This is a genomic window from Cohnella algarum, from assembly GCF_016937515.1.
Classification (GTDB): Bacteria; Bacillota; Bacilli; order Paenibacillales; family Paenibacillaceae; genus Cohnella; species Cohnella algarum.
On sequence record NZ_JAFHKM010000002.1, the window covers coordinates 4,483,737 to 4,495,637 of the forward strand.

Consider the following 11,901-nt stretch of genomic DNA (forward strand, 5'->3'; position numbering starts at 1 on the left):
CGCTTTACACGATGCCCGTTTCGTCGTCGTTCCGATCGTCCGCGATGCCTTTGGTCGAATTGCGAAATTCGCGAAGCGTATCGCCGAAAGCTCGGCCGAGCTGGGGAAGCTTGGCCGGGCCGAAGACGATCAGCGCGATCGCCAGGATGATGATGAGCCCCGATACGCCGATATTGTTGAACATGCCGCCACCTCCTTTTCGTTTCGATTGACTCCGTGCCGGGAACGTCAGGCCGGTCGCGCCGCAAGCGCGGCTTTTCGCCGGTAGTAGCGGCCCGACACGAACGCGCTGATTTCGAACAGCAAAATAAGAGGGACCGTCACCGACAAATGCGAGACGAAGTCCGGCGGCGAGATGCACGAGCCTACGACGGCCAGTCCGACGTAGGCGTATTTGCGCACCTGCTTCATCATGCCGGGCTCGAGCAGCCCGATCCGGGTCAAAAACAGCATGACGAGCGGCATTTCGAAGGCCAGTCCCATCGGCAGCAGAAATCCGGTCAGAAACGACACGTAATGCTGGATGCCGTACACTTCCTCGGCGCCGATGCTTTGATTCAGACGGACCATGAACCGGATCATCATCGGCAGGGCGACGGCGTAGCCGAAGCCGACTCCGAGCGCGAACTGAAACAGGGAAAGCGGCACGTACAGCAGCGCCGATTTCGCTTCCGCGGCCGTGAGCCCGGGTTTCGCGAACAGCCACAGCTGAAGCAGCAAAAACGGCAGCGTCAGCGCCATGCCGATCGCAAACGCGCACTTCATGTAGACCATCAAGCCGTCGGAGAGCGAGAAGACGCTCCACTGTACGCGCAACCCTCCGAGATGATCGCGGACGTAAGCCAGCAATCGGGGGGCTCCGCCGAAGCCGGCGCCAAGCGCGGCGACGAACCAGACGGAAACGTACAACAGCCGTTTGCGAAGCTCGCTCAGATGGGCGATAAGTTCCCGGTCCGCCGCCGAATCCGCGCGGCTCACACGAGCATGCCGCCTTTTTGCAAATATTTCTCGATCCCTTCGGCCGTCCGGTAAGCGAGCGCGCCGACGGTCGCGGTCGGATTGTACCCGCTGTTATGCGCGAACGCCGTAGCCCCGCAAACGAACACGTTTTCCGCATCCCACATCTGCAAATAGCTGTTGACCGCGGACGTATCCGGGTCGCTGCCCATAATGGCTCCGCCCGTGTTGTGCGTCGACTGGTAAGGCACGATGTTGTAGGTCGACAGCGTGTCCTTGACGACGACGTTCGAGGCGCCCATTTCGTCGGCGATCCCCTTCACTTTCCCCGCGATGAATTTCACCAGCTCTTTGTCCTGGTCCAGAAAATCGAACGTCATCCGCATAAGCGGCAGCCCGTAAGCGTCCTTGTAGGTCGGGTCCAGGTCCAAGTAGTGGTAGCGGTACGGCAGCGAGCAGCCTTGCGCCCCGATGTTGAGCACCCGGTTCGCGTATTTGAGCGTCGCCTGCTTGTAGGCGAGGCCCCAGGACGGCGTGTCCGGCGGCGTCGGATTGTTCGCGATCGGCCGCAGGCCGGCTTGCGTGAACCGGATGTTGGCGCCGTGAAGGAAATTGAGATCGCTGTGATCGAAATTGTCGCCGTTGAAATCGTCGAGGCTGCTGCCGAGCGCGCCGGCTCCCATGAAGATGTTGAACTCCCGGTCGTCGTAGAAGGCGGTTCCCGACGCTCCGTTGTTCTGGTAGCAGTAGTTTTTGCCGATGACCCCGGTTTGCGTTTTCGGATCGTAGGGCTTGCCCAGCTTGGAAAGCAGCAGCAGCTTGACGTTGGTGAATACGTAGCCCGCAAGCACGACGACGTCGGCAGGCTGCGTGAACTCTTCGCCGGTCGTCGTTTGCACGTACGTGACGCCGGTCGCTTTTTTGCCGTCGTTTTCGACCCGGATGACGTTGCAGAACGTGCGCAGCTCCATTTTGCCGGTTTGCTGGGCGACGGGGAGAACCGTGACGACCGGGTCGGCCTTGGCGCCGTACTCGCAGCCGAACCGCTCGCAAAATCCGCAGTATTGGCAGGCCGCGCGCGCGATGCCGTCGGGGTTCGTGTAGTTTTCCGACAGGTTGGCCGACGGAATGATGTACGGGTGGTAGCCGAGCTTTGACGCGGCTTCCTCAAACAGCTTCATGCCGGGCGTTTTTTTCATCGGCGCCGTCGGGTAGGGCTTCGACAGCTTGCCGACGTTTTCCGGCGTCGTCGGTTCCCCGGAAATTCCCGCCATCTGCTCGTATTTCACGAAATAGGGATCGAGCTCGTCATACGTGATGCCCCAATCCTGCAGCGTCATTCCCTCCGGAATTTTCGCCTTTCCGTATCTTTCGACCGTTTTCGAATAGATTTCGAAATCGTACGGCAAAAAACGGTAATACTGCCCGTTCCAGTGAACGCCGGCTCCGCCGACGCCGTCCCCGAGCAGAAACGACCCGTACGATCGCATCGGCAGCGCGCGCACCTTTTCGTTGTTGCGGTAAGTCACCGTTTCCTTGGACAAATCCTGCATCAATTCGTAGCGGCTCGCGTAACGCAGCTCGTCGTGGACGTGGTAGTAATCGGACGTTCCCCGGTTTTTCCCCCGTTCGAGAACGACGACCTGGTGGCCGGCCTTCGTCAGCTCGGCCGCGATGATGCCGCCTACCCAGCCCATCCCGACGATGACGACGGACGCTTTAGGCAGTGTGGTTGCCACTTTCGCAGTTCCTCCTTTTCGGTCAGGTCGACAGATGATCGCTCAGGCTGAGAGGCTCGTACTTGACGAACTCCTCCTTGTCGATCACGTCGAAATAGCTCATCTGGTTGCCGGGAAAGTTGCGCATTCTCCAGCCGTTCATGTTTTTGTTGCCTCCGTACAGCGGGTCGGAGTAAACGCCCTCGATCGTAAGGGTTCGAAACATATTGAAAAACGTGGCGGCCGGAACGCCCTTCAGTTCGACTTCGTTCGCTTCGAAAGCGGCCAGCACCGCATCCTGCTCCTCCGGCGCGAGCTTCGTGAACGTTTTTTGATACTTGTCGCTGCTGTAATCGTTAAGCGCGGCAAGACCGAGCGAGATGAGCTCCCGGCGCTTGAACGCAAGCTGATAGCCTTGGTACGCCTCGGCTTTGTAAAACGGAGGCAGCATATAGTCGCGCGAGTTCATGCCGTAGCCGCCGGCCAGCTGATGGTCGATAAAAAACGCGACGCCCAGCTCCTTCGCACCGGCCCCGGCGTCGTCGGCGGGAAAAATCCGCTCGGCCGCGGCCTCGGCGATTTGGAACTCGTCCTGCGTGAAATACATGAGCGCCTGGTTGTAATCTTTGCCGTTCTGCGCGGCCGGGGATTGGGTTTCGGCCGGCTGCTGCTGCGGCTGGCCGCCGTTGCCGTCAAGCTGCGAGCCGACGATGCCGCCGACGACGCCGCCGACGACAAGTCCGCCGACCGCCGCGCCGGTGTACTTCAGAAACCTTCGTCTCGATTCGTCCTGGGGCTGGTTCGGTTTGTCGTTTGCCATGAGATCGCCAAGCCTTTCATTTATTTGTAAGAGGGTCGCTTGGCGGTATTATTTCCTCGATTGCAAAAGCTATCCATTGAGGACGGAAGCCGGGCTCGCCGATTGCGGCGAAAGCGAAAAAGTGCAAACAAAACCGAAAATCCTGCATCCGCAAAAAGAACGGAATTCGGTATGATAAAAACAAACGAAGGACAACCGCGGATCAAAGCGGCTGCAGGAGGGAATGCCCGATGAACTTTACGAAAATGCATGGCCTCGGCAACGACTTTATCGTCGTTTACGGAGAACGGGAACTTCCGGCCGGCGCGCCCGAGCTGGCTCAGCGCCTGTGCAACCGGTATTTCGGCATCGGCGCCGACGGACTGGTCTACATTCTGCCTTCCGAGAAGGCCGATTTCAAAATGCGCATCATCAATTCCGACGGTTCCGAAGCGGAGCAATGCGGCAACGCGATCCGCTGCGTGGCCAAATACGTGTACGACAACAAGCTGATCGACCGGACGGACATTACGATTGAAACGATCGGCGCCGGCGTGCAGCCGCTGCAGCTGGAAGTCGAAAACGGCGCGGCCAAGCTCGTCCGGGTCGATATGGGCGCACCCGTCCTGAACGGGCTGGACGTTCCGACGACGATCGACGCGAATCCCGTGCTCGGCCACAAGGTAACGGTGGACGGGCGCGAATTTGCCTTTACCGCCGTTTCGATGGGCAATCCTCACTGCGTCATTTACGTCGACGACGCGGTGAATTTCGATTTGGCGGCGTGGGGACCGAAGCTGGAGACGCATCCGCTGTTCCCGCGCAAAATCAATGTCGAGTTCGCGAAAGTCAACTCCCGCGACCAGGTGGACATGCGGGTATGGGAGCGCGGAGCGGGACCGACGCTCGCGTGCGGCACCGGCGCATGCGCGACGCTCGTTTCTTCGGTGCTGAACGGCCTGACCGACCGGAAAGCGACGATCTCGCTTGCAGGCGGAGACCTGTTCATCGAATGGAACGAAGACAACAATCGCGTTTACATGACGGGACCGGCCGAAGCCGTGTACACCGGAACCGTGTAAGCGGCGAATTTCAGCGTCTTTTCCGACCCGGCCGATGCCGGGTTTTTTATTGGTCTTATTTTGACATGGATGGGCATGGATGAGGGGTTAAGCCTTGGCCGTGCCAAAGCGCCCGTGAAGGCTTGCGGGCACCTGGCGGGCGCCGTTCGGACGGGGCGGAACATTTCTTAGGCGACATCTCCCGCATCCGCTGAGAAGTCGGCTCGGCCCGCGGGGGTCTGGTTGAGTATGGTAACTTCTCCCCACCCGCCGTGCCCATGAGGCCACACCTATTTGAGTAATCCCCTATGACGTTACCGTCACCGCCATAGATGAAAATGTGGTCGTACGCGTCCTTTTATCCTTCTTACATTCTGGACAAACAGATAATGAACAGATCAAAAGACGGAAATTTATTGGTCCCCCGTTGAGTAATCCGTCTTATTGCAGTTTGCGAGAGCCGCCCATTGTCCCTAAAGACGCGTATAAACTCTCTCCTTTAGGACTGCATGGTCTGTTTAATCTGAAACAAGAGGGTGTTGGTATGGATGCTGTACGTCAAATTTGTGCTGGTCTGGATGTCCATCAGGAAACCGTAGTTGCATGCGTCTTGTCGGGTTCGTTGGAACACAAACCCAAGTCCGAAATCCGCACGTTCGGTACCACTACCCGCGAATTGCTGGAGTTGCAGGATTGGCTCGAGGAGCGCGAGTGCCGAGAGGTAGCGATGGAGAGCACCGGTGTGCTGTGGAAGCCAATATGGAACGTCCTGGAGTCCACCTGTGAATTGACTCTCGCCAATGCACGGCAGATTCAAAAGATGCCGGGACGTAAAACCGACGTTCAAGACGCACAGTGGATCGCCCAGTTGCACCGCTGCGGGTTGGTACAACCCAGCATGGTCGCCCCACAAGAAATCCGTGAGCTTCGGGACTTGACGCGGTATCGTCGCAAACTGGTGCAGCAAACGACCTCCGAGAAGAACCGTGTTCACAAAATCTTGCAGGATGCCAACATCAAGCTCACCACCTTTATGTCCGATTTGTTTGGCGTCTCCGGCCGGGCTTTATTAGACCGACTTGTCGACGGCGAGGTATTGGAGGAGGCGGAAGTTCGCCAGCTCGTCAAATCCCAGTTGAAGAAGAAAGTCAAACAACTCATGGACGCACTGAATGGTAAACTGCTGAAACATCATCGCGAAATGATCAAGTACCACCTGGAGCACCTGAAGTTTCTCGAGGATCAAATTGGGCGGTTAGAAGAGAAAGTTCAAGCGCTGATCCAACCATACGAAGAAGAGGTGAAATTGCTAGATACGATTCCCGGCATGGATCGCACAGCGGCAATCACGCTGCTGGCTGAAATTACGCCTAATGCGGCTAAGCATTTCTCGTCAGATGCCAAGCTGGCCTCTTGGGTCGGTGTAGCCCCTGGGAACAACGAAAGTGCAGGCGTAAAAAAAAAAGTTAAAGCCCGTAAAGGGAACAAACATGCAAAAGGGATCTTATGCCAAGCGGCATGGGCAAACGCTAGAAGCAGCAACCGAATTGGCGACTATTTCAGGAGGGTAAGAAAGCGCCGAGGTGACCAAAAAGCAGCTGTCGCCACAGCCCATCTGATTTTGCGAATCGCCTATGCGATGCTTCGAGACCGGGTAAATTACCAGGAAATTGAATCCACCGTATTTCAGGAGTCGACCTCCAAGATGGTGGAACGTTTAACGAAACAGTTGCACCAGCTTGGATATAATGTCGATTTGAAACCTACTGGAACAACCTAAATTTTAAAAAAATTAGGGTTGAGATTTCGGGGTAGTGGGTCTTTTTTTTGCCTTCTTACGGCACTTCATTTTCGTATAAAAAAATACACATCTCAATGGTTAAGCGTCTGAAAGCCACATCCAATTGAGTCACCGTTACTCATCTTTGACCGGCCGAGCGCCTGGAGCCGCACCTATTTGAGCAATAATTAGGGCTTGCTGAACGCTTGAAAAACCGACAAAAACCGCATAACCACAAGGATTTTGAGGCCGATTTGTCGAAATCATATGCAAAGGAAATGTTCGAAAGCAGCCCAAAACCCTTGCAGATGGAGTGACGAAAATGTTCAAGCCGACCGCGCACCTCGAAAATCAATTGCTCCTGCCCGGCGATTTCTTTCTGCCCTTCGGCGGAAAGCTGGACGAAGAGAATCGCTGGGTCCGGTTGGCGCGATTGGTGCCGTGGGCGGCGGCGGAGCAGAAATACGGTCAGTTCTTCAAAAACACCTTTCGCGGCCAACAAACGATCAGTCTGCGAACGGGGCTCGGCGCGCTCCTCATTCAGGAGCGCATGCAACTGACCGACAGAGAGACGGTGGAGTCGATCAGCGAAAATCCCTACATGCAATACTTCATCGGTCTGTCCGGCTTCACAATGAAGCCGCCGTTTCATCCTTCGATGATGACGCATTTCCGTAAGCGTCTGACAGACGTGCTGGCCGAGCTGAACGAGATCGTCGCCATCGAAGGCGCGAATGAAACGAAAGACGATGACAACGATGGTCCCGGCATAAGCGGCGGCGGGAAACGCAAGCGGAAGGCGCCTCATCAAACGACGGACACGGCCAAGATCGAGCAACAAGTGCTGTTCGGAGACACGCCGATGGAATCGACCGCGCAACGGTCTGCTACGGCGCAGACCGTTGAAAGGGCAGCGCCACTTGAAGCGACCGAACGGGATGTTTATGAGGCGGAGGCTTCCGCCGCCGTGTCGGAAGCGCCGGAGCAACCGAATCAAGGAACGATGCTGGCGGACGCCACCTGCGCGCCAGCGGATGTAGCGTATCCGACCGATCTGAATCTGTTGAACGAAGCGCGGGAGAAACTCGAAGCGATCATCGATACGCTGCATGAACGGGTGATCGGACAAACGGCGAAACCGCGTACCTACCGGGAGAAAGCGCGAAAGCAGTTTCTGGCGGTATCCAAGCAGCGCCGGCCGGGACCGAAGGTGATCCGCCGCGCGATCCGCCGGCAACTGGGATTTGTGGGACGGAACCTTGCCATCATCGCCGAGCAAGTGAAGACGCAGCCGCTTACGCGTTTGAGCCGCAAAGCGTATCGCGATCTACTGGTGATTCAGGAACTGTACCGTCAGCAGCTTCACATGTACCAGAGGCGATCGCACCAGATCGACGGCCGGATCGTGAGCATCCATCAGCCGCATGTAAGGCCGATCGTGCGCGGGAAAGCGAAGGCGCGGGTAGAGTTCGGTGCGAAGCTCGCCGTCAGCATGACGAAGGGCTACGCATTCCTGGATCGGGCGTCCTGGGACAACTTCAACGAGAGTACCACGCTCATCGAGACGATCGAGAACTACCGCCGACGCCTCGGCTATTATCCGGCCGTCGTGCAGGCGGATCAAATCTATCGCACACGCGAGAACCGGAACTTCTGCAAGCAGCATGGCATTCGGCTCAGCGGTCCGGCTTTAGGACGGCCGCGGAAGGACGGTTCGACGAACGAGCAACGGAACCAGGACAAACGGGATGCCGGCGAACGCAACGCCATCGAAGGTAAATTTGGAGAAGGCAAGCGCAAATATGGGCTTGGCCGTATTCGCGCGCGTCTCGCGCAGACGAGCCTGTCCGCCATCACGCTGCAACTGCTGGTGATGAACCTGGAACGCAGGCTGCGCGTTCTTTTTGGCTTCCTATTTGCCATCCTGCTCCGCCGACGCCTCAGCCTGAATTTCGGGTAAAGTATCGTTCAGCAAACCCTAATTACTCATCTCGACTGGCTAAGCGCCTGGATCGACATCCAATTGAGTCACCGTTACTCATCTTGACCGGCCGAGCGCCTGGAGCCGCACGCAGTTGAGTCACCATTACTCATCTCGCCTATGGACGCACGCTTGAGTGCCGCAAATATTCGGGATCCCCGGCAGTTCCGCCATTCCGGGGATGCCGCCGGGTTTCGTGAACATGCGTTTTTGCCGGGCATGAGCGTTCGCATGTTCAAGGGAGCGGCGAAATGTGCTAAAGTAAGGTTACTCTGAATAATGAAATGGATGGGAAGCCTTGTGAGAACGGATTTGCGTGCCGCGCTGAAGGCCCGAACCCGGGTCGGCGACGGAGCGATGGGAACCTACCTGTATCAGTTGGGGGTTCCGATCGGCGTATCGTTTGAAGAATACAATTTGCTGAACCCGGAATTGATCGCGGACGTTCACCGCCGCTATATTTCGGCCGGCGCCGAAGTGATTGAGACGAACACGTTCTCCGCCCAGCGCTCGAAGCTGGCCCGATTCGGGCTGGAAAACAAGACGGAGGAAATCAACGCGGCGGGGGTGGCGATCGCCAGGCGCGCGGCGGGCGATCAAGCGTACGTGGTGGCGTCCGTCGGCTCCGTCAAAGCCGGCCAGCGCAGCGACGCGAGCGATGCCGAGGTGCGGCGCGACTTCGAGGAGCAGCTCGGCGCGCTGATCGCAGCGGGGGCCGACGGCGTCCTGCTCGAAACGTTTACGGATTTCGCGGAAATGTCGCTCGCCGTCTCGATCGTCCGCAAGCAAAGCGATCTGCCGGTCATCTGCCAATTCGCGGTCGGAGACGCGGCCCGGACGCACGACGGCGTTCCCCTTCCCGACGCGTTCGCGCGGCTTGCGGCCGGAGGAGCCGACGTCATCGGCTTCAACTGCCGCAGCGGGCCGGTCGGCATCCTGCGCGCGCTGGAGGAGCTGCCGGGCGGGCTCGGCATGCCGCTGTCGGCGTTCCCGAACGCGGGGCTGCCGGAATACGTGGACGGCAAAGTCGTCTATCCGGCGTCGCCCGACTACTTCGCGACGAACGCGCGGCGGTTCGCCGACGCGGGCGTGCGGCTGCTCGGCGGCTGCTGCGGCACGACGCCGGAGCATATCGCCGCGATCGCGGGCGCCTTGAAAGGCTACGAGCCCGACGCCGCTCCGGCGGCGGACGGCGCGGAGCCGCGCGAGCCGGAGCGGATCGAGGTCGCCGAGCCGGAACCGGTTCCGCCCTCGCCTCCGGCCCGGGAGCCTTCGATCGTCGATCTCGTCCGCGAGCGCCATACGGTCATCGTCGAGCTCGATCCGCCCCGCGATCTGGACATTTCCCGCTTCATGGCGGGCGCCGAAGCGCTGAAGGCGGCCGGCGCCGACGCGCTGACGATGGCCGACAACTCGCTGGCGGTGACGCGCATGAGCAACATGGCGCTCGGCGCGCTGCTCAAGGAACGGGTCGGCATCCGGCCGCTCGTTCACATCGCGTGCCGGGACCGCAATTCGATCGGCACGCAGTCGCATATGATGGGCTTCGATGCGCTCGGCATCGACCATGTGCTGGCGGTAACGGGCGACCCGGCGAAGTTCGGCGATTTGCCCGGCGCGAGCTCGGTTTACGACATGACCTCATTCGAAATCATTCGCATGATCAAGCAGCTCAACGCCGGCATCGCGTTTTCGGGCAGACCGCTGAAGCAGAAGGCGAACTTCGTCATCGGGGCGGCATTCAATCCGAACGTCAAGCATCTGGACAAAGCGGTGCAGCGGCTCGAGAAAAAGGTGGAGGCGGGCGCCGACTACATTATGACGCAGCCGGTGTACGATTCCGCCCAAATCGAAAAAATCGCCGAAGCGACGAAAGGCATCGGCATTCCGATTTTTCTCGGCATTTTTCCGCTGGCCAGCGGCCGCAATGCCGAATATTTGCACAACGAGGTGCCCGGGATTCAATTGTCCGACGAAGTCCGCCGCCGGATGCGGGGGCTCGAAGGGGCCGAGGGAAGGGCCGAAGGGATCGCGATCGCCAAGGAGCTTCTCGATACGGCCATGAAGCACTTTAACGGAATTTACTTGATGACGCCGTTTCTTTTTTACGAGATGACCGCGGAGCTGACCCGGTACGTCGCCGCGAGCCGATCCGCCGAAACGCGAAAATCGCGGTAGTTTGCTCTACCCCTTGTCCGGGCCGGAATTTTCAAGTAAAATTAATCAATATGACTTCCGGGGCCGTCCCCTTCCGAAGAGGACGGCCGCTTTTCCGGAAGCGGGCGCCAAGTACCGTCACACATGCGTACAGCGTCGATTGCGCAGGCTGATTGTATCGTTATCCTGCAGTATGCGAGGGACATCATCGGGCAACAATGGAAGAGTGTCCGACGTCTCGCGAGAGCGCTGCGAGGACCGACCGGAGGGAAGAGTTGCATGGCGATCAAACTGATCAATATCGGTTTTGGCAACATCGTTTCGGCGAACAGGATCATATCCATTGTCAGTCCGGAATCGGCGCCGATCAAACGGATCATCCAGGAAGCGCGGGACAGGCATATGCTGATCGACGCGACGTATGGCCGCCGCACCCGCGCGGTCATCATTACCGACAGCGATCACGTCATTTTGTCGGCCGTTCAGCCGGAAACGGTTGCGCACCGGCTATCCACCAAAGATGACGAACATGACGAATGAATCGGGGAAGTCCATGAAAAAAGGTTTGCTCATCGTACTGTCAGGCCCGTCCGGAGTCGGCAAGGGCACCGTATGCGCTTCGCTGCGCCGCCGGATGCCGGAGCTCGTCTATTCGGTTTCGGCCACGACCCGTCCGCCCAGAGAGGGAGAGAAGGACGGCGTCAACTATTTTTTCAAGACGCGGGAACAGTTTCTCGATATGCTCGCCTCCGACGCCTTGCTCGAGAGCGCGGAGTACGTCGGGAACTTTTACGGCACGCCCCGCGAATTCGTCGAGCGCACGATCGCCGAAGGCAAAGATATCATTCTTGAAATCGAAGTTCAGGGAGCTCTCAAGGTAAAGGAGAAGTTTCCCGAAGGCGTGTTCGTGTTCCTGCTGCCCCCGTCGCTCGGCGAACTGAAGCAGCGGATCGTCGGACGCGGCACCGAATCGCAAGACAAGATCGACCATCGCTTGTCCGTCGCGGTCGAGGAGATGAATCTGCTTAACAAGTACGACTACGCGGTCGTGAACGACGAGATCGATCGCGCGTGCGAGCGGATCCAAGCGATCATAACGGCCGAGCATTGCAAGCGCGAGCGGTTCCGGCATGAGCTGATCGCGGAATTGCAGGACCTGACCACGGCCAAAAACGGATCGGAGAGATGAACCATGCTTTACCCTTCTATTGACGAACTGGTAAGGAAAGTCGACAGCAAATATACGCTCGTCGTCGCGGCGTCGAAGCGGGCCCGGAGCTTGCGCGAAGGCAAGCAATCCGAGCTGATCTCGCCCAAATCGCATAAATTCGTCGGCGTCGCGCTCGAGGAAATCTATCACGAGTTTATAAACGTAGAAACGATTCAACCGGAAGAAGCCGTGCAAGCCGAATCGGAGAACGAATGAGAAAACAACCCTCGCGGTTGTT

At 58.3% G+C, this 11,901-nt stretch carries 11 protein-coding genes; 7 read left to right on the plus strand and 4 right to left on the minus strand.

The features are described from left to right. Nucleotides 1-4 precede the first annotated feature (4 nt). The 4 genes from JW799_RS20125 to JW799_RS20140 are packed head-to-tail and all read right to left on the minus strand — an operon-like array spanning nt 5 to nt 3,495. Nucleotides 5-184 carry a twin-arginine translocase TatA/TatE family subunit gene (locus JW799_RS20125; protein WP_080840275.1) on the minus strand — a complete coding sequence of 60 codons (180 nt, stop codon included), beginning with the start codon at nt 182-184 and terminating at the stop codon, nt 5-7. Between the two features lie 44 nt (nt 185-228). Further along, the gene (gene tatC / locus JW799_RS20130; RefSeq protein WP_080840273.1) at nt 229-978 is read right to left on the minus strand and encodes a twin-arginine translocase subunit TatC; all 750 of its coding nucleotides are present in this window, start codon (nt 976-978) and stop codon (nt 229-231) included. Further along, the gene (locus JW799_RS20135) at nt 975-2,696 is read right to left on the minus strand and encodes a GMC family oxidoreductase (protein WP_080840271.1); all 1,722 of its coding nucleotides are present in this window, start codon (nt 2,694-2,696) and stop codon (nt 975-977) included. The genes tatC and JW799_RS20135 overlap by 4 nt, the downstream gene beginning before the upstream one ends. A 22-nt stretch (nt 2,697-2,718) precedes the next feature. Beyond that, the gene (locus JW799_RS20140; protein ID WP_080840269.1) at nt 2,719-3,495 is read right to left on the minus strand and encodes a gluconate 2-dehydrogenase subunit 3 family protein; all 777 of its coding nucleotides are present in this window, start codon (nt 3,493-3,495) and stop codon (nt 2,719-2,721) included. A 230-nt stretch (nt 3,496-3,725) separates the two neighbouring features. Here JW799_RS20140 and dapF point away from each other — a divergent pair, with 230 nt between their 5' ends. The 7 genes from dapF to rpoZ all read left to right on the plus strand — a co-directional run bounded on the left by dapF (nt 3,726) and on the right by rpoZ (nt 11,879). Then, nucleotides 3,726-4,556, plus strand: a complete 831-nt coding sequence (gene dapF, locus JW799_RS20145; RefSeq protein ID WP_080840267.1) for a diaminopimelate epimerase — start codon at nt 3,726-3,728, stop codon at nt 4,554-4,556. Between the two features lie 523 nt (nt 4,557-5,079). Then, nucleotides 5,080-6,315 carry an IS110 family RNA-guided transposase gene (locus JW799_RS20150; RefSeq protein ID WP_205431418.1) on the plus strand — a complete coding sequence of 412 codons (1,236 nt, stop codon included), beginning with the start codon at nt 5,080-5,082 and terminating at the stop codon, nt 6,313-6,315. A gap of 322 nt (nt 6,316-6,637) precedes the next feature. Continuing rightward, nucleotides 6,638-8,275 (plus strand): IS5 family transposase, encoded by a 1,638-nt coding sequence (locus JW799_RS20155; protein WP_080840775.1) that lies wholly within the window; start codon nt 6,638-6,640, stop codon nt 8,273-8,275. Between the two features lie 321 nt (nt 8,276-8,596). Beyond that, nucleotides 8,597-10,474 (plus strand): bifunctional homocysteine S-methyltransferase/methylenetetrahydrofolate reductase, encoded by a 1,878-nt coding sequence (locus JW799_RS20160; protein ID WP_080841024.1) that lies wholly within the window; start codon nt 8,597-8,599, stop codon nt 10,472-10,474. Between the two features lie 258 nt (nt 10,475-10,732). Continuing rightward, nucleotides 10,733-10,993 (plus strand): extracellular matrix/biofilm regulator RemA, encoded by a 261-nt coding sequence (gene remA, locus JW799_RS20165; RefSeq protein WP_027084220.1) that lies wholly within the window; start codon nt 10,733-10,735, stop codon nt 10,991-10,993. A gap of 13 nt (nt 10,994-11,006) precedes the next feature. Next, nucleotides 11,007-11,642: a guanylate kinase gene (gmk, locus tag JW799_RS20170; RefSeq protein ID WP_205431419.1), complete on the plus strand. Its 636-nt coding sequence runs from the start codon at nt 11,007-11,009 to the stop codon at nt 11,640-11,642. Nucleotides 11,643-11,645: 3 nt separating this feature from the next. Continuing rightward, nucleotides 11,646-11,879: a DNA-directed RNA polymerase subunit omega gene (gene rpoZ, locus JW799_RS20175; RefSeq protein WP_080840261.1), complete on the plus strand. Its 234-nt coding sequence runs from the start codon at nt 11,646-11,648 to the stop codon at nt 11,877-11,879. Nucleotides 11,880-11,901 lie beyond the last annotated feature (22 nt).